Source organism: Pseudomonas sp. TMW22089 (assembly GCF_022496645.1).
Lineage (GTDB): Bacteria > Pseudomonadota > Gammaproteobacteria > Pseudomonadales > Pseudomonadaceae > Aquipseudomonas > Aquipseudomonas paraversuta.
In genome coordinates this window covers 271,003-289,840 of sequence record NZ_SCFG01000001.1, presented here as the reverse complement: position 1 = coordinate 289,840, position 18,838 = coordinate 271,003, and the positions used below count along the sequence as shown (strand labels likewise).

The 18,838-nt window shown below is 59.9% G+C and carries 13 protein-coding genes; 9 read left to right on the top strand and 4 right to left on the bottom strand.

What is annotated here, in order from left to right; translation table 11 throughout:
- Positions 1-62: 62 nt before the first annotated feature.
- Positions 63-713 carry a peptide-methionine (S)-S-oxide reductase MsrA gene (gene msrA / locus EQV90_RS01335; protein ID WP_003438892.1) on the top strand — a complete coding sequence of 217 codons (651 nt, stop codon included), beginning with the start codon at positions 63-65 and terminating at the stop codon, positions 711-713.
- Between the two features lie 97 nt (positions 714-810).
- On the opposite strand, the gene rlmJ is transcribed toward msrA, so the two are convergent.
- Complete coding sequence (gene rlmJ / locus EQV90_RS01330) at positions 811-1,647, bottom strand: 23S rRNA (adenine(2030)-N(6))-methyltransferase RlmJ (protein WP_240877659.1); 837 nt, start codon at positions 1,645-1,647, stop codon at positions 811-813.
- A 188-nt stretch (positions 1,648-1,835) separates the two neighbouring features.
- On the bottom strand, positions 1,836-3,323 hold the full coding sequence (gene putP / locus EQV90_RS01325; protein WP_003438880.1) for a sodium/proline symporter PutP: 1,488 nt from the start codon (positions 3,321-3,323) through the stop codon (positions 1,836-1,838).
- A gap of 510 nt (positions 3,324-3,833) precedes the next feature.
- On the opposite strand from putP, the gene putA reads away from it, so the two are divergent.
- Positions 3,834-7,787, top strand: a complete 3,954-nt coding sequence (gene putA, locus EQV90_RS01320; protein WP_160626313.1) for a trifunctional transcriptional regulator/proline dehydrogenase/L-glutamate gamma-semialdehyde dehydrogenase — start codon at positions 3,834-3,836, stop codon at positions 7,785-7,787.
- Between the two features lie 80 nt (positions 7,788-7,867).
- On the opposite strand, the gene EQV90_RS01315 is transcribed toward putA, so the two are convergent.
- On the bottom strand, positions 7,868-8,449 hold the full coding sequence (locus EQV90_RS01315) for a hypothetical protein (protein WP_240877658.1): 582 nt from the start codon (positions 8,447-8,449) through the stop codon (positions 7,868-7,870).
- Positions 8,450-8,716: 267 nt separating this feature from the next.
- On the opposite strand from EQV90_RS01315, the gene EQV90_RS01310 reads away from it, so the two are divergent.
- The 4 genes from EQV90_RS01310 (at position 8,717) to trxC (ending at position 16,009) form a co-directional block, all read left to right on the top strand.
- Complete coding sequence (locus EQV90_RS01310; protein WP_003438877.1) at positions 8,717-10,459, top strand: potassium/proton antiporter; 1,743 nt, start codon at positions 8,717-8,719, stop codon at positions 10,457-10,459.
- A 35-nt stretch (positions 10,460-10,494) separates the two neighbouring features.
- A complete protein-coding gene (gene mscK, locus EQV90_RS01305) occupies positions 10,495-13,836 on the top strand; it encodes a mechanosensitive channel MscK (RefSeq protein WP_029612537.1) in 3,342 nt (1,113 codons plus the stop codon).
- A 94-nt stretch (positions 13,837-13,930) separates the two neighbouring features.
- Entirely contained in the window at positions 13,931-15,394 is a 1,464-nt protein-coding gene (selO, locus tag EQV90_RS01300) for a protein adenylyltransferase SelO (RefSeq protein ID WP_010656272.1), read from the top strand.
- A gap of 174 nt (positions 15,395-15,568) precedes the next feature.
- Positions 15,569-16,009, top strand: coding sequence for a thioredoxin TrxC (trxC, locus tag EQV90_RS01295; RefSeq protein ID WP_003438874.1), 441 nt, complete (start codon positions 15,569-15,571; stop codon positions 16,007-16,009).
- On the opposite strand, the gene EQV90_RS01290 is transcribed toward trxC, so the two are convergent.
- The gene (locus EQV90_RS01290) at positions 16,006-16,779 is read right to left on the bottom strand and encodes a ParA family protein (protein ID WP_003438872.1); all 774 of its coding nucleotides are present in this window, start codon (positions 16,777-16,779) and stop codon (positions 16,006-16,008) included. The genes trxC and EQV90_RS01290 overlap by 4 nt on opposite strands.
- Before the next feature lie 314 nt (positions 16,780-17,093).
- Between EQV90_RS01290 and EQV90_RS01285 the strand changes: the two genes are divergently transcribed.
- The 3 genes from EQV90_RS01285 to EQV90_RS01275 are packed head-to-tail and all read left to right on the top strand — an operon-like array spanning position 17,094 to position 18,836.
- Positions 17,094-17,813 carry a beta-ketoacyl synthase chain length factor gene (locus EQV90_RS01285; protein ID WP_240877657.1) on the top strand — a complete coding sequence of 240 codons (720 nt, stop codon included), beginning with the start codon at positions 17,094-17,096 and terminating at the stop codon, positions 17,811-17,813.
- A complete protein-coding gene (locus tag EQV90_RS01280) occupies positions 17,789-18,595 on the top strand; it encodes a lysophospholipid acyltransferase family protein (RefSeq protein WP_029612539.1) in 807 nt (268 codons plus the stop codon). The genes EQV90_RS01285 and EQV90_RS01280 overlap by 25 nt, the downstream gene beginning before the upstream one ends.
- Positions 18,576-18,836 (top strand): phosphopantetheine-binding protein, encoded by a 261-nt coding sequence (locus EQV90_RS01275; RefSeq protein WP_003438866.1) that lies wholly within the window; start codon positions 18,576-18,578, stop codon positions 18,834-18,836. Before EQV90_RS01280 ends, EQV90_RS01275 begins: the two co-directional genes overlap by 20 nt.
- Positions 18,837-18,838 lie beyond the last annotated feature (2 nt).

The following is an 18,838-nucleotide window of genomic DNA, read 5'->3' as shown; positions in this document are numbered from 1 at the left end:
ACGTAACACTGGGGCAAACTGCAGATCTTAATTCCTACAATCTGACTGAGAGGACTTGCAACATGGTCTTGCGCTCGGAAATCCTGGTGAATAAAAACGTGCTACCTACTCAAGAACAGGCCCTACCGGGCCGCGAAACGCCAATGGTGTTGCCGGACTACCACTTCGTACACAAAGACACCCCGCTGCTGGGCCCCTTTATCGGCAATGTCGGCTTTGCCATTTTCGGCCTGGGTTGTTTCTGGGGCGCAGAACGCAAGTTCTGGCAGCGTGAAGGCGTAGTCAGCACCGTCGTGGGCTACGCCGGCGGCTTCACCCCGAACCCGACCTACGAAGAAGTCTGCTCGGGCCTGACCGGCCATACCGAAGTGGTTCTGGTGGTCTACGACCAGGACAAAGTCAGCTACGCAGAACTGTTGAAAATGTTCTGGGAACTGCACAACCCGACCCAGGGCATGCGCCAGGGCAACGACATCGGTACCCAGTACCGGTCGGTTATCTACTGCACCACACCGGAACAGCTGGATGAGGCACTGGCCAGCAAAGCCGCATTCCAGGCCGAGCTGACCAAAGCTGGCCTGGGCACCATCACCACCGAAATCGACCAGGCCCCTACGGTCTACTTCGCCGAGGCCTATCACCAGCAATACCTGGCGAAAAACCCGGAAGGCTACTGCGGTATCGGTGGCACCGGCGTGACCTGCCCGATTTGAGGTGACACAAACAACATCGCGAGCAAGCTCGCTCCTACAGGTTTAGTTGATACCTGTAGGAGCGAGCTTGCTCGCGATTGGTTTTGCCTGATGCCAATTACTCTGCGATCAACCATTCCATCTGAAAGCCGCCCTGGGTCTGCCCCAGATGCTTGGCCAGCCACGGCATCAACTCACGCAGCTCTTCTTCCAGCCCCCACGGCGGATTGGCAATGGCCAGGCCGGAGCCATTGAGGCTGCCAGGGGTGTCCAGAGGGTGCACGAACAACTCGACCTGAAGCAATTTCGGCGCACCTGAACCTGCCAGGTCCTGATAGAAGCGACGCAACTGGCGCTTGTCCTTGATCGGGTACCAGATCGCCACCACGGTTTGACGCATACGGCTGATCGCATCTTTCAGCGATTCGGCGCAGCGCTTCATCTCATCGATCTTTTCAAACGGCGGGTCAATCAGCATCAGTCCGCGCTTCTCGGCCACTGGCAGCAGTGCCCGCGGCACATGCCAGCCCTCACCCAGATGCACCGCCACCCGCCGATCGCCTTTCATGTTGTCTTTGAGCAACACACCGTCTTCCGGGTGCTTCTCGTTCAGCAACACGCGATCCTGGGAACGGGTCAAACACCGCGCCAGCTCAGGCGAACCCGGGTAGTAGCGCAACTCGCCATCCGGGTTCATTTTGTTCAGCACCTGCATGTAATCGGCAGTCACCGCCGGCAAATTCTTCTTGCCCCACAACCGCGCAATCCCTTCCAGGTACTCACCCGTGCGATTGGCCTGGTCGCCCTTGAGGTCGTACAAGCCGATCCCGGCGTGGGTATCGAGGTAGGCAAAAGGTTGATCTTTACGCGACATCAGGGCGATGAGGCGGGTCAAGACAATGTGTTTAAAGACGTCGGCGTGGTTGCCGGCGTGGAAGGCGTGACGATAGTTCATGGTTGCTCCTGCGCAGGGGGCGAAGTTTACCCTGTGCAGGGAATAACGTCAGGGGTTAAGCCCGTGGCCGCGCCAAACGGTTCAGCCAGGCAGGGCCAGCGGTGCCGCGCAAAGCAAAAAAAAGGCCCGCCTCCAAAGGAGACGGGCCTTTTCTCAAGGCCGGCAGAGCTGGCCCTGGCTCAAAACACTTAGCTGTTTTGCTGGAAATCTTTCTCGGCAGCGTCGAAGCGCTCGATCATCTTCTTGCTTGGGCCTTTGCCCATGGAGCTGACCAGCACAATGGCAATGCTGGCAAAGATGAAGCCCGGGATGATTTCGTACAGACCGAACAGGGAGAACTGCTTCCACACGATCACAGTGACTGCACCCACCAGAATACCGGCCAGCGCGCCATTGCGAGTCATGCCTTTCCACAGTACCGAGATCAGTACCACTGGACCGAAAGCAGCACCGAAGCCTGCCCAGGCATAGCTAACCAGGCCCAGAACGCGGTTCTCGGGGTTGGCAGCCAGCGCGATTGCGATCAACGCAACGGCCAGCACCATCAGACGACCGACCCACACCAGCTCTTTCTGGGAAGCATTCTTGCGCAGGAAAGATTTGTAGAAGTCCTCGGTCAGGGCGCTGGAGCACACCAGCAGCTGGCAGCTCAAGGTACTCATCACGGCCGCCAGAATGGCCGACAGCAGGACACCGGCAATCCAGGGGTTGAACAGCAGCTTGGCCAGTTCGATGAATACACGCTCAGGGTTTTCATTCACAGGACCTGCCACTTCCGGGTGTGCCGAGAAGTAAGCAATACCAAAGAAGCCCACGGCGACGGTACCGGCCAGACACAGGATCATCCAGGTCATGGAAATGCGACGCGCCTTGGCGATCGACTTCACCGAATCGGCGGCCATGAAACGCGCCAGAATGTGCGGTTGACCGAAGTAACCCAGACCCCAGCCCATCAGCGAGATGATGCCGATGAAGGAAGTGCCCTTGAGCATGTCGAAGTTGCTTGGATCGTTGGCTTCGATTGCCAGGAAGGTGGTATCAACACCACCCGTGGCCAGCAGCACGATGATCGGCGTCAGGATCAGCGCGAAGATCATCAGGGTTGCTTGTACGGTGTCTGTCCAGCTGACCGCCAGAAAACCACCGACGAAGGTGTAAGCGATGGTCGCTGCAGCACCGGCCCACAGCGCAGTCTCGTAAGACATGCCGAAGGTGCTTTCAAACAGGCGGGCACCGGCCACGATGCCGGACGCGCAGTAGATGGTGAAGAACACCAGAATCACGATTGCCGAGATAATCCGCAACAGTCCGCTTTGGTCTTCAAAACGGCTGGAGAAGTAATCCGGCAGGGTCAGCGCATCACCGTTGTGCTCGGTCTGCACCCGCAGACGGCCGGCAACAAACAGCCAGTTCAGGTAGGCACCGGTCACCAGACCGATGGCAATCCAGCTTTCCGACAGCCCGGACATATAGATCGCGCCCGGCAAACCCATCAACAACCAGCCGCTCATGTCGGAGGCGCCAGCGGACAATGCAGTCACTACGCTGCCCAGGCTACGGCCACCGAGAATATAGTCAGAAAGGTTGTTGGTGGAGCGATAGGCCATAAAGCCGATCAGCACCATTGCCGAGATATAGATCACGAACGTGATCAGGGTTGGGTTACTTACAATCATTGAGTTAAGCCCTGGCATTGTTTTTATGTTTAGCGGCGGTCTGGCCGTACGCTCACAAACGTCCTGTCTGAGACGATTAACCTGGCCGCGCATTTATGACTGATGTTTCCCCAGAAAATCCACCAGCCGATGAACCAATCTGTATTTCGAGGTTGCACCTTAACCGCGGATGCTATGCAACAAAGCAAATAAGGTGCAACCAGTTTTTGCCGTCCTAGTTGCACCTTGTCGCATTTTCAACTCAATTGAGCTTTTTTGCTCCTTTTCGGAGCAAGAAGTCCCTGTTACTGCCTAAATACAACCCACCCTGCAGGAGCGAGCTTGCTCGCGAGTTTTTCCTCACAAGCCCTCAAGATCTCGCGAGCAAGCTCGCTCCTACATTCGGGTTAGACACACCGCCGATTTTTTCCGACAGAAAACGGGTTGCACTAGGTTGCACCTGCTTCAGCGCAGCGCTAATCTTGCCGCCAGCTGCTGCCACGCAAATGTGGCACCCATGAGGATAAAAATATGGCTACCACCACCCTTGGGGTCAAACTCGACGACCCAACCCGCGAGCGCCTCAAAGCCGCCGCGACCTCGATTGATCGCACGCCACACTGGCTGATCAAGCAGGCAATCTTCAATTACCTGGAAAAACTCGAGGGTGGTGCAACCCTGAATGAGTTGAGCGGCATCCCTGGCATTACCAGCGATGACGCCGACGACGCGCACGCCGATCACGCGCATCAGTGCTTCCTGGAGTTCGCAGAAAGCATCCTGCCGCAATCCGTGTTGCGCGCAGCCATCACCTCGGCCTACCGCCGTCCGGAACCGGAAGTGGTACCCATGCTGCTGGAGCAGGCCCGCCTGCCCGCGCCAATGGCTGAAGCGACCCAGACCCTGGCGGCCTCGATTGCCGAAAAACTGCGCAATCAGAAGAGCGCCGGTGGCCGTGCCGGGATCGTCCAGGGCCTGCTGCAAGAGTTTTCCCTGTCGTCCCAGGAAGGCGTGGCACTGATGTGTCTGGCCGAAGCGCTGCTGCGGATCCCTGACAAAGGCACCCGTGACGCCCTGATCCGCGACAAGATCAGCACCGGCAACTGGCACCCGCACCTGGGCAACAGCCCGTCGCTGTTCGTTAACGCCGCGACCTGGGGCTTGCTGCTGACCGGCAAGCTGGTCTCGACCCATAACGAAGCAGGCCTGACCTCCTCCCTGAGCCGCATCATTGGCAAAAGCGGCGAGCCGATGATCCGCAAGGGCGTCGACATGGCCATGCGCCTGATGGGCGAACAGTTTGTAACCGGCGAAACAATCGCCGAAGCCCTGGCCAACGCCACGCGCTTTGAAGCCAAAGGCTTCCGCTATTCCTACGACATGCTCGGCGAAGCGGCCCTGACCGCCCATGACGCGCAAAAGTACCTCGCGTCTTACGAGCAGGCCATCCACTCGATCGGCAAAGCCTCCAACGGTCGCGGCATTTACGAAGGCCCGGGCATTTCGATCAAGCTGTCGGCCCTGCACCCGCGCTACAGCCGCGCCCAGTACGAACGCGTAATGGACGAGCTGTACCCGATCCTGCTGTCGCTGACCCTGCTGGCCAAACAATATGACATCGGCCTCAACATCGACGCCGAAGAAGCCGACCGTCTTGAACTGTCGCTCGACCTGCTGGAGCGTCTGTGCTTCGAGCCGCAACTGAGCGGCTGGAACGGTATCGGGTTCGTGATCCAGGCTTACCAGAAGCGTTGCCCGTACGTGATCGACTACGTGATCGACCTGGCACGCCGCAGCCGTCACCGCCTGATGATCCGCCTGGTAAAAGGCGCGTACTGGGACAGCGAAATCAAGCGCGCCCAGGTCGAAGGCCTGGAAGGCTATCCGGTCTACACCCGCAAGGTGTACACCGACGTTTCCTACATTGCTTGCGCGAAAAAACTGCTGGCCGTACCTGAGGCCATCTACCCGCAGTTCGCCACGCACAACGCCCACACCCTGTCGGCCATCTACCACCTCGCCGGCCAGAACTACTACCCGGGTCAGTACGAGTTCCAGTGCCTGCACGGCATGGGCGAACCTCTGTACGAGCAAGTGGTAGGCAAGGTTTCCGAAGGCAAGCTGAACCGTCCGTGCCGCGTGTACGCACCGGTCGGCACCCACGAAACCCTGCTGGCGTACCTGGTACGTCGCCTGCTGGAAAACGGCGCGAACACCTCGTTCGTCAACCGCATCGCCGACCACTCGATTTCAATCCACCAGTTGGTGGCCGATCCAGTGAGCCAGATCGAGCAGATGGCGACCGCGGAAGGCGGCTTCGGCTTGCCGCACCCGCGCATCCCGCTGCCGCGTGACCTGTACGGTAGCGAACGCGCCAACTCCAGCGGCATCGACATGGCCAACGAACACCGTCTGGCGTCGCTGTCCTGCGCCCTGCTGGCCTCGGCCCATAACGACTGGAAAGCCGCGCCAATGCTCGGCTGCCCGTCGAGCAACGAAGTGGCTGCAGCGGTACTCAACCCGTCCGACCTGCGTGACATCGTCGGTTACGTGCAAGAAGCCACGATTGAAGACGCCGACAACGCCATCCAGTGTGCCCTGAGCACAGCCCCGATCTGGCAGGCCACCCCGCCCGCCGAGCGCGCGGCGATTCTGGAGCGTGCTGCCGACCTGATGGAAGCCGAGATCCAGCCACTGATGGGCCTGCTGGCCCGTGAAGCCGGCAAGACCTTCGCCAACGCCATCGCCGAAGTCCGTGAAGCGGTCGACTTCCTGCGTTACTACGCAGTGCAGGCACGCAACGATCTGACCAACGACGCCCACCGCCCGCTGGGCCCGGTGGTCTGCATCAGCCCGTGGAACTTCCCGCTGGCCATCTTCAGCGGCCAGGTGGCTGCAGCGCTGGCTGCCGGCAACCCGGTACTGGCCAAGCCTGCGGAACAAACGCCGCTGGTGGCTGCCCAGGCGGTACGCATTCTGCTCGAAGCCGGTATTCCCGAGGGCGTGCTGCAATTGCTGCCGGGCCGTGGCGAAACCGTAGGTGCCCGTCTGGTCGGTGACGATCGGGTCAAGGGTGTGATGTTCACCGGCTCCACCGAAGTCGCACGCTTGCTGCAACGCAACGTGGCCGGCCGCCTGGATGCCCAGGGCCGTCCAATCCCGCTGATCGCCGAAACCGGCGGCCAGAACGCCATGATCGTCGACTCCTCGGCACTCACCGAACAAGTGGTCATCGACGTGGTGTCCTCGGCCTTCGACAGCGCCGGTCAGCGTTGCTCTGCCCTGCGCGTACTGTGCCTGCAGGAAGACTCGGCAGACCGCGTCATTGAAATGCTCAAAGGTGCCATGGCCGAATCGCGCATGGGCAACCCGGAACGTCTGAACGTGGACATTGGCCCGGTGATCGACGCCGAAGCCAAGGCCGGAATCGAACAGCACATCCAGGGCATGCGTGATAAAGGGCGCAATGTCTACCAGATGGCCATTGCCGACATCGAAGAGTGCAAACGCGGCACCTTCGTGATGCCGACCCTGATTGAGCTGGAAAGCTTTGACGAGCTGGAACGCGAAATCTTCGGCCCGGTCCTGCACGTGGTGCGCTACAAGCGCAAAGACATCGACCAGCTGATCGCACAGATCAACGCTTCGGGTTACGGCCTGACGCTGGGCGTGCACACCCGTATCGACGAAACCATCGCCAAGGTGGTCAACAACGTCAATGCCGGTAACGTCTACGTCAACCGCAACATCGTAGGCGCCGTGGTCGGCGTGCAACCCTTTGGCGGTGAAGGCCTGTCCGGCACCGGCCCGAAAGCCGGCGGCCCGCTGTACCTGTACCGCCTGCTGTCGACTCGTCCGGCCAACGCGATCGAACAATCGTTCGCCAAAGTCGACGCCATCACCGTACCGGACACCCAGGCCCGCGAAGCGCTGAGCAAACCGCTGCACGCCCTGCAAGCCTGGGCCAGCAGCAACCAGCAAGCGGCGCTGGCTGAACTGTGCGCCGAGTACGAGGCTCACTCGCAAAGCGGCATCACCCGCCTGCTCAACGGCCCGACCGGCGAACGCAACAGCTACGCCATCCTGCCGCGCGAACACGTACTGTGCCTGGCCGAAGTTGAAACTGACTTGCTGACCCAGCTGGCTGCGGTCCTGGCCGTAGGCAGCTCGGCAGTCCTGCCGGAAAGCGAACTGGCCAAAGCACTGGTTGCACGCCTGCCAAAAGAAGTGAAGGCGCGCATTACCCTGGTGCCTGACTGGACCAAGGACGACGTCATCTTCGACGCCGTTGTCCATCACGGCGACTGCGATCAGCTGCGTGACGTCTGCCAGCAAGTGGCAAAACGTCCGGGCGCCATCGTCGGCGTACAGGGTCTGTCCCAAGGCGAAACCAGCATCGCCCTGGAACGCCTGGTGATCGAGCGCGCACTGAGCGTCAACACCGCTGCCGCTGGCGGTAACGCAAGCTTGATGACAATCGGCTGATAGCAGGCTGAAACGCGAAAACCGGACGCCCTCACAGGGGTCCGGTTTTTTTATGTCTGCATAAACCTGCGGGTGGCCGTTCAGGCCCGGACGGCGAACACGATATAAACCACCAGCGCCATGCACATCCCGCCCAAGAGCGTCCACAGCACATCGCCGCTGCTGAAACCGTGATTACCCAGGCCCTGCGGGTCATCGGCCAATATATTGATTGCGCGCTGGGCGCCGATGAACAGGAACAGGCTACCTTCCATCAGCACGGCATCCACCACCAACACAAAAACCGTGTCCGAAGGACGATCAAAGAATAAAGACAGCAGAATGCAAATCATGACCACCAGCATGATCAGTAACCCTCTGGCCTCGCAATACCAGAAATACCCCCGCCCCCTGATATCCAGGCTTCGCTGGATGTTGTCAAACAGCTCGAGAATGAAAAAGGGCCAGAACAGGCCGCGCATGAGCGGCATGATAGGGGCCCCGCCAATACCTTTGAAGCACGCCCAGTTGCGGTAAGACCAATAGAAAATGTACCCGCCACCGGTCAGAAGATATAACAGTACAAACTTGGTAACTGACACGACGTACAGCGGGTACGGGCCGTCAAACAGTGCCCGCTTTCCATCCGGCGCACACGTGTTATGCGCAGTGGTGGGTTTCATGACTGTGCCACTCCTTAATAAAAAAGAGATGTACAGATACAACCCGCCCAGCCAAAAAAATGCAGGACTTTTCCATTTCTTCCGTATGCAAGTTCCTCTGAGCCGGATGTAAAAGATTTATCAGCTCCTGCCCGCCTCAACCCCTGGCGCAATCATGCCCGGCAAAACCTTTTTGACAGCCCGCCAAGAACGCAGGTTAGAATCGCTGGCACGCAGACTGCATAAGCCGTTTGCGCCCTGTCTTGTAGGTTTCCTGGAGTACTGCCTTTGAATGCGACGACCATCAACAGCCTGTTCTTGATCGGCGCGTTGCTGGTAGGTGCAAGCATTCTGGTGAGCTCACTGTCCTCGCGTCTGGGCATCCCGATTCTGGTCATCATCCTTGCGGTGGGCATGACAGCGGGGGTCGATGGCGGCGGGATTATTTTCGACAATTACCCCACAGCGTATCTGGTAGGCAACCTCGCCCTGGCGGTGATCCTGCTCGACGGCGGCCTGCGCACCCGGGTCTCGAGTTTCCGGGTGGCGTTATGGCCCGCACTCTCGCTGGCCACGGTCGGGGTAATGATCACCACCGGCCTGACCGGCATGATGGCGGCCTGGCTGTTCAACCTGAACATGATTCAAGGCCTGTTGATCGGCGCCATTGTCGGCTCCACCGATGCGGCTGCAGTGTTCTCGCTACTGGGCGGCAAAGGCCTGAACGAACGGGTCTCGGCCAGTCTCGAAATCGAGTCCGGCAGCAACGACCCAATGGCGGTGTTCCTCACCGTGACCCTGATCGACATGCTCGCCAGCGGCGAAACCAGCCTGCACTGGAGCCTGCTGCTCAACTTGCTGCGCGAATTCGCCATCGGCGGCGCGGTGGGCCTGGCGGGTGGCTGGCTGCTGCTGCAAATGGTCAACCGCATCCATCTGGCCAACGGCCTGTACCCGATTCTGGTGGTAGCGGGCGGGCTGGTGGTCTTCGCCCTGACCAACGCCCTGCATGGCAGCGGCTTCCTCGCGGTTTACCTGTGCGGTCTGGTGATCGGCAACAGCCCGATTCGCAGCCGCCACGGCATTTTGCACATGCTCGACGGCATGGCCTGGCTGGCCCAGATCGGCATGTTCCTGGTACTGGGTTTGCTGGTCACCCCCCACGACTTGCTGCCCATCGCGGTACCGGCCCTGGCTCTGGCATTGTGGATGATTCTGTTCGCACGCCCGCTGTCGGTGATGGTCGGCCTGCTGCCCTTCAAGGCCTTCCACGGACGCGAAAAAGCCTTTATCTCCTGGGTTGGCCTGCGCGGCGCGGTACCCATCATTCTGGCGGTGTTCCCGCTGATGGCCGGCTTGCCCAATGCACAGCTGTATTTCAACCTGGCGTTCTTTATCGTACTGGTGTCCCTTCTGGTGCAAGGCACCAGCCTGCCCTGGGTCGCCAAACTGCTGAAGGTAACGGTTCCGCCGGATCTGGCTCCCGTGTCCCGCGCAGCGCTTGAGGTCCACCCCACCAGTGAGTGGGAACTGTTCGTTTACCGGCTCGACGCACAAAACTGGTGCATCGGTGCCGCCCTGCGGGAACTGAAAATGCCGGAGGGCACCCGTATCGCTGCCCTGTTCCGCGATCAAAAATTGCTCCATCCGTCGGGCAGTACCACCCTCGAAATCGGCGATCTGCTCTGTGTGATCGGTCACGAACACAACTTGCCGGCCCTGGGCAAGCTGTTCAGCCTGCCGCCGACCCGAGGCCTGGATCTGCGTTTCTTCGGCGACTTTGTGCTCGAAGGCGACGCCCGGCTGGGTGCGGTGTCGGCGCTGTACGGTCTCAAACTCGACGGCATCGATCCCGACCTGCCCCTCAGCAGCTTCATTGCCCAGAAAGTCGGCGGCGCTCCGGTGGTCGGCGACCAGGTGGAGTGGAACAACACCATTTGGACAGTGGCCGTCATGGACGGGAACAAGATAGGCAAAGTAGGCGTCAGATTCCCCGAAGGAAGTGCCCCGGGACCGGGGTTGTTCCTCTAAACTCCAACTTTTCGCCCCTTGTCTGACCGGTATCTATGCCAACTCTGCGCACGTTTTTCGCAACAGTCCTGCTCGGCCTGAGCCTTAGTGTCGGGATGCTCCAGGCCGCCGAGCCGCCCTCCGCCGAGGCGGTACAGCAAAGCCTGGACAAAATAGCTGATCGCAAACTGCCAGAGGCCGACCAGAAAGCCTTGCAGACGGTGCTGCAGCAGACCCTCAGTCTGCTGGCCAACAAAGCCGATTACGAACAGCGCCTGAACGATGTCAAAGAACTGCTGGCCAATGCACCGCGCCAAACCACTGAAAACCAGCGGGAACTGGCGCGGCTCAAGGCCACCAAACCCCTGCCGGTAGCCCAGCGCTACAGTGGCCTGAGCGTGCCGCAGCTGGAGCAGATGCTGGCGGACCGCACCACACAACAGGGCGAGCTGCAAAAGGCCCTAGCCAGCGCCAACAGCCAGAGCATCGCGGCGCAAACCCGGCCGGAGCGGGCCCAGGCTGAAATCAGCAACAGTCAGACCCGCATCCAGGAAATCAGTAACATCCTTAAACTCGGTCGCGACAATGGCAAATTGCTCAACGCCGACCAGCGCAACCAGCTCAACGCCGAATCCGCTTCGCTCACCGCATTGATTGCCCTGCGCCGTCAGGAACTGGCGGGCAACAGCCAGCTGCAAGACCTGAGCGGTAGCCAGCATGATCTGTTGCTGGAAAAAACCACGCGTCAGGATCAGGAAATCCAGGAGCTGCAAACCCTGATCAACCAGAAGCGTCTGGCCTACTCCCAGCAGACCGTGACCGAACAGTCCATCGAAGCGCAAAAATCAGGCAGCAGCAGCCTGCTGGCGACCGAAAGCGCGATCAACCTCAAGCTCTCGGACTACCTGTTACGCAGCACCGACCGTCTCAACGAAGTCACCCAACAGAACCTCGAAACCAAGCAACTGCTCGATAGCGTCACCCAGAGCGATCAGGCGCTGGATGAACAGATCAGCGTGCTCAAAGGCAGCCTGTTGCTGTCCAAGATTCTCTACAAACAAAAGCAGGCCCTGCCCCGCCTGCAGAAAATGGACAAAAACCTGGCGGATGAAATTGCCGATATTCGCCTGTATCAGTTCGAGATCAATCAGCAGCGCGAGATGATCAGCAACCCGACGACCTACGTCGACAACCTGCTGTCGACTCAACCTGCCGATCAGGTAACCCCGCAACTGCGTAAAACCCTGCTGGAGCTGGTCAACACCCGCGGCGACCTGCTGGACCGCCTGAACCGCGAATTGAGCTCGCTGCTCAACGAGTCGATCACCCTGCAACTCAACCAGAAACAACTGCTCAGCACCTCCCAGAGCCTGCGCGCCACACTCGATGAGCAGATGTTCTGGATCCCCAGCAATAAACCGCTGGACCTGGAATGGCTGCAAGGTGCGCCACGGCAACTGGAGCGGCAGGTCATTACCCTGCCCTGGACTTCAAGCTTCAGCGAAGTCGCCGAGGGTTTGTCCAAGCGCCCGCTGCTGTTCCTGCCATTTTTGCTGCTGATGGTGGCCTTGCTGTGGAAGCGCAGGTACCTGTACGGCAAGCTGAATAAAATCCACCAGGACATCGGTCACTTCAAACGCGACAGTCAATGGCACACGCCACTGGCGATCCTGATCAACATCCTGCTGGCAATGCCGGTCTCCCTGGCGCTGGCCCTGTGCGGTTATGCCCTGCAGATTGATGCCCGGGGAATGAACAGCAACACCGGCGCGGCCCTGATTCAAATGGCCGAAGCCTGGTTGGTGTTCTACACCGCGTACCGCATCCTGGCCCCCGGCGGCGTGGCCGAGCTGCATTTCCGCTGGGACAAACCGCTGGTTGAATTCCTCCAGAACTGGATCCGCAAGCTCGGCTTTGTGGTGCTGGCACTGGTGGCCGTGGTCGCCTTTGCCGAACAACAACCGGCCGCACTGGCCGAAGACGTGCTGGGCATTCTCGTGGTCCTGAGCTGCTACGCCGCCATGGCCTGGCTGCTGATGCGCCTGCTACTCAACGACAAGACCGAGAAAAAAGCCTATCGGCTGCGCAAATTCCTCGGTTTTCTGTTTGCCATCCTGCCCATCGCCCTGTTTGTGGCCGTGTGCTTTGGCTATTACTACACCGCCCTCAAACTCAGCGACCGCCTGATCAACACCCTGTACCTGCTGATGCTGTGGATGGTGGTCGAGGCCGCCTTCGTTCGCGGTCTGGCCGTGGCGGCGCGACGCCTGGCCTATCAGCGTGCGCTGGCAAAACGCCAGGCCGCCAAGGAAGCCGGCGAAGGCAATGACATCATCATTGAAGAACCGACCCTGGACATCGAACAGGTCAATCAGCAGTCGCTACGCCTGATTCGCCTGGCCTTGCTCGCGGCCTTTATCGGCGTGCTGTATTGGGTGTGGGCCGACCTGATCTCGGTCTTTTCCTACCTCGACAACATCACCCTCTACGAGTACACCAGCGGCACCGGTGCCAACATGAGCATGGTGCCCATCAGTATTGGCGATATGGTCGGTGCGCTGATCATCATCGGCATCAGCATTGCACTGGCGCGCAACCTGCCCGGCCTGCTTGAAGTACTGGTGCTGTCGCGGCTCGATCTGGGCCAGGGTAGCGCCTATGCCACCACCACCTTGCTGACCTACGTGATCATCGGCATCGGCTTTGTGTCGACCCTGTCGACCCTCGGCGTGAGCTGGGACAAGTTGCAATGGCTGGTGGCCGCACTCTCGGTGGGCCTGGGGTTCGGCATGCAGGAAATCTTCGCCAACTTTATCTCCGGCATCATGATCCTGTTCGAGCGCCCGGTGCGCATTGGCGACACCATCACCATCGGCAACCTGTCGGGCACCGTGAGCAAGATCCGCATCCGTGCGACCACCATCACCGACTTCGACCGCAAGGACATCATCGTCCCGAACAAGACCTTCATCACCGGGCAACTGATCAACTGGTCGCTGACCGACACCATCACCCGCGTCACCCTCAAGCTCGGTGTCGACTACGGCTCAGACCTGGATCTGGTGAAACACCTGCTGCTCAAGGCCGCCCAGGAAAACCCGCGAGTGCTCAAAGAGCCGGAGCCTCACGTGTACTTCCTCAATTTCGGCGCCAGCACCCTGGACCACGAACTGCGCATGCACGTGCGGGACCTGGGTGACCGCAACCCGGTAATCGACGAAGTGAACCGCTTTATCAACCGCGAGTTCAAGAACCATCACATCAACATCTCGTTCCAGCAGATGGAGGTGTACCTGAAAAACCTCCAGGGCCAGGAGTACAAACTGGTACCGGTCGGGCCGGAAGCACCGCCCGAGCCGCCACCGCCGCAAAAGCCGCAACTGGGCAAGCTGGACTGATCACTGCCCCCTGCAGGAGCGAGCTTTTCCATATAGCCGCACAGAGCTCGCTCCTACAGACGACACGCCCCCCATTTCTCACTGGAGACGGTCATTGAAAGCCCTCGACGAACTGACCTTCGATAACCGTTTCGCCCGCCTGGGTGACGCCTTTTCGACCCATGTGCTGCCAGAACCCATCGACGCGCCACGCCTGGTAGTTGCCAGCGATGCGGCCATGGCCCTGCTCGACCTTGATCCGGCTGTCGCCCAGGACCCGGTATTCGCCCGGCTGTTTGGCGGCCACACCCTGTGGGCCGACGCCGAACCCCGCGCCATGGTCTATTCCGGCCACCAGTTCGGTTCCTACAACCCGCGCCTGGGTGACGGTCGCGGGCTGCTGCTGGGCGAGGTATACAACCAGGCCGGCGAGCATTGGGACTTGCACCTCAAAGGCGCCGGCATGACACCCTGGTCGCGTATGGGCGATGGCCGCGCCGTGCTGCGTTCATCGATCCGCGAATTCCTCGCCAGCGAAGCGCTGCATGCACTGGGCATCCCGAGCAGCCGTGCCCTGTGCGTGATCGGTTCCGACACCCCGGTGTGGCGCGAGAAACAGGAGCGCGCGGCCATGGTCCTGCGTCTGGCGCAGAGCCACATACGCTTCGGGCATTTCGAGTATTTCTACTACACCAAGCAACCCGAGCAGCAGAAGCAGCTAGGCGAACACGTCCTGGCGCTGCACTTCCCCGAGTGCCTGGAGCAGCCGGAGCCGTATCTGGCGATGTTCCGCGAGATTGTCGAGCGCAACGCCGAACTGATTGCCAAATGGCAGGCCTACGGCTTTTGCCACGGGGTGATGAACACCGACAACATGTCGATTCTGGGCATCACCTTCGACTTCGGCCCGTTCGCCTTCCTCGACGACTTCGACGCCAACTTCATCTGCAACCATTCCGACCATGAAGGGCGTTACTCCTTCAGCAACCAGGTGCCCATCGGCCAATGGAACCTCAGTGCACTGGCCCAGGCGCTGACGCCGTTCATCAGTGTCGAAGCACTGCGAGAAACCCTGGGCCTGTTCCTGCCGCTGTACCAGGCCCATTACACCGACCTGATGCGCCGCCGCCTGGGTCTGACCAGCGCTGAAGAGGGTGATCAAAAACTGATCGAAACCCTGCTGCAGCGCATGCAAGGCAGCGCCATCGACTACAGCTTGTTCTTCCGTCGTCTGGGCGATGAGCCCGCTGCACAGGCCGTAGCCCGGCTGCGTGACGAGTTTGTCGACCTCAAGGGCTTTGACGAGTGGGCGGCGCAGTATGTTGATCGGGTGGCGCGTGACGGCGTGAACGATCAACACGCCCGGCGTGAGCGCATGCACGGGGTGAATCCGCTGTACATCCTGCGCAACTATCTGGCGCAAAAGGCCATCGATGCGGCTGAAGCGGGGGACTACAGCGAAGTACGGCGCCTGCACCAGGTGCTGACCCAACCGTTCACCGAACAACCGGGCATGCAGGGTTATGCCGAACGCCCACCCGAATGGGGCAAGCATCTGGAGATCAGTTGTTCGTCATGAAATCCATGGGAATGCCCCTGCCCCCGGATTGTGTGCAGATAGATCATGGCCAGTGGCGTGCCAGACCATCATCTGCTGAACTGCACCTTCCAAAGACATGCACATGACCTGTGGCAGCTGGCTTGCCAGCGATTGGTTGGCACCTGCAACCATCCCGATTCCGGAGTATTTGAAATGACTGACCCGCTACTCATCCCCTGCCCCCACTGCAACGGCCTGAACCGCATTCCCGCTGCGCGCGTGGGCGAACAGCCAAAGTGCGGACGCTGCAAAAACGAGATTCTGCTCACCCGGCCTTTCGACTTGAAGCAAGCCGACTACAGCAGTCAGATCAAGGGCGATCTGCCGTTATTGGTGGATGTGTGGGCTGAGTGGTGCGGGCCGTGCAAGGCGTTTGCGCCCGTATTTGAACAGGCCGCCAGCCAGTTGCTGGGGAAATGCCGTCTGGCCAAACTCGACAGCGAAGCCAATCAGCAATTGGCCACGCAACTGGGGATTCGCTCGATCCCCAGTCTGATCCTGTACAAAAACGGCCAGGAGGTTGCCCGTCAAAGCGGCGCCTTCCCCTTGCAGCAACTCAAGGCTTGGCTGCAAAGCCACGGCATCAGCGCTTAAGCGTTCTGGTCCAGGTAGTCATGCAACTCGACAAATTGCTGGGTCAGCTTGTGTCGCGGATCAAAGTAGACCAGCGGTTGACTGGCCTGATGGGATTCGCGCATACGCACTGAGTTGCTCAGGTACACCGGCAGCACGGGCAGGCCTTCAGCAATCAGCTCATCGAGCATTTGCTGGGGCAGGCTGGCACGGGCCTGGAACTGGTTGACCACTATGCCTTCGACCAGCAAGTCTGGATTGTGGTCTTCTTTCAACTCTTCGATTTCCGCCAGCAGGCCGTACAGGGCTTGACGCGAAAAGCTGTCACAGTCGAAAGGGATCAGTACCCGATCGCAGGCGATCAGCGCCGATACGGCATAGAAATTCAAGGCTGGCGGAGTATCGACATAAATCCGGTCATAGTCTTCGGCCAGTTCATCGAGCAACTTTCGCAACTTGTTGATCTTGTGCTTGGCTTCCAGCTTTGGTTGCAGGTCAGCCAGTTCGCAAGTGGCGGTAATGACATGCAAGTTGTCGAACGGGGTTTCGTAAATATCGACCCGGTTTTTCTTGCTGCCCACACCGGCTGACAAACTGTGCTTAAAGAAGTCGGCGATCCCCATGGGGATGTCCTCGCCCGTGAGCCCGGTAAGGTATTGAGTGGAGTTGGCCTGAGCATCCAGGTCCACCAATAGTGTGCGATAGCCCTCACTGGCGCTGACTGCAGCCAGGTTGCAGGCGATGCTGGACTTGCCCACACCACCCTTTTGATTGAACACCACGCGACGCATTTCAAAACCTCCGTGTATCAATAAGTGCCCGAGTGTAGATGTCATTTGTGACGCTTCGCTACCTTGCAGCGAAATGAGCTACGACTCCAGCGAACATATCTCTGTTTTGGAAGTCATAAACACTATCCCTGGCTCAATAATGGCAAAAAGACAGCTTCTCTCCCGAACTGCGGAAAAAACCCTGCCCAAACTGCAAGGGATGTTTGCTACGAGCCAACTGCACCGGGATAATGCTGCCACTCTGTAATAGGTGCCGCATTGATCGCTGCCTACCTTCGCATCAAGGAAGCCCGCAAGGGCGGGATAGACCTCCAGTGATTAATTTCAATATTGCCGCATGGCGCGCCTGGTCTCCGGGCCTCGACAGCGTGGCCGATTGGCAGGCCTGGAGCCAGCAACCCCGCCTGCTCGACGCCAGCGATAGCGCCCCCGACGTCTCGTTTCTACCCGCCATGCAGCGCCGTCGCCTCAGCCGTCTGGCACGCATGGCGTTCAGCGTCGGCTGGCCCCTGGCAGAAGGTCTCGAAGCCTTGCCACTGGTGTTTGTCTCGCGTCACGGCGAAACCCCGCGCACCTTCGACATTCTCAGCGACCTTGGCGCGGGGCAGCCGCTGTCGCCCACTCAGTTCAGCCTCTCGGTGCACAACGCCGTGATTGGCCTGTGGTCGATCATGCGTGGCGAGACCAGCGAAATGACAGCCGTCGCCGCTGCCGGCGACGGCCTGGAACACGGCCTGATCGAAGCCTGCGCACTGCTGCATGAGGGCGCCCCCGCCGTATTGCTGGTGATCACCGAAGAGCAGCCTCCCGAGGCCTATGCCCGCTGGATCGACGATGTACCCTTTCCCTATGCCGTGGGCCTGCTGCTGACGCCGGGCGAACAATGGCAGGTGTCACTCAGCGCCGCCCCTCCCGGCGCCCCCCGAACCCGCTGGCCCCACGCCCTGGAACTGCTGCGTCACCTGCTCGCCGGGCACACCCCGTTCCAACACGCCTGGAAAAGCCGTGTCTGGAACTGGCAACGCACTCCGTGAGCCCGCGCAGCGACGGATATTACTGGCGCCTGTTTGCCACCGCGGTGAGCTTCACGCTGTTCGGGCTCGGCGGCCTGAGCCTGCGCCTGGTGGTATTCCCGCTTCTGAGTTGCCTGCCCGGCGATGCCGTGCGCCACCGGCAACGTGCGCGTTACACCGTCAGCCGACTGTTCTGGCTGTTTATCCGCTTTATGACGCGCACCGGCGTGCTGAGCTATGAAGTCCATGGCGCAGAGCGCCTGGGCCGGCCCGGGCAGATGATCATTGCCAACCATCCGTCGCTTATTGACGTGGTGTTTTTGATCGGCCTTATGCGCGACACCAACTGCGTGGTCAAACAAAGCCTGTGGCAAAACCCGTTCACCCGCAGCCCGGTGCGGGCCACGCAATACATCAGCAATGACGGCAGTGTCGACATGCTCGACAACGCTGCCGGGGCGCTCAAAGAAGGCCAGACCCTGATTATTTTCCCGGAAGGGACGCGCACCCGGCCCGGCCACGCACCTGCCTTTCATCGCGGCGCCGCCGCCATTGCGCTGCGGGGTGCGAAGATCCTCACCCCGGTGGTGATAACGGTCAATCCAACCTCGCTGACCAAGGCTGAACCCTGGTATCGGATCCCCAAGCGACGCATGCACTTCAGCTTTCGGGTCGGGGCCGATATAGATCCACAAACCTTTGCCGCACTTGGCCCGCCGCCCAAAGCGTCGCGCCTGCTAAACGACTTCGTGCATAACTATTTCATTAAGGAGCTCGCCATAGATGAGCGATCTGAACCGTGACATCAAACAGCTGATCATTGACGCCCTGGGTCTGGAAGACATCAGCGTCAGCGATATTGGCGACGAGCAAACCCTGTTTGGCGAAGGCCTGGGGCTGGACTCGGTCGACGCCCTGGAACTGGGCCTGGCGATTCAAAAAACCTACGGCATCAAAATAGACGCCGACGCCAAAGACACGCGCAATCACTTTTCCAACGTGGCCAGCCTTGCGGCTTTTGTCACCGCCAAACAGGCTGCCTGAGA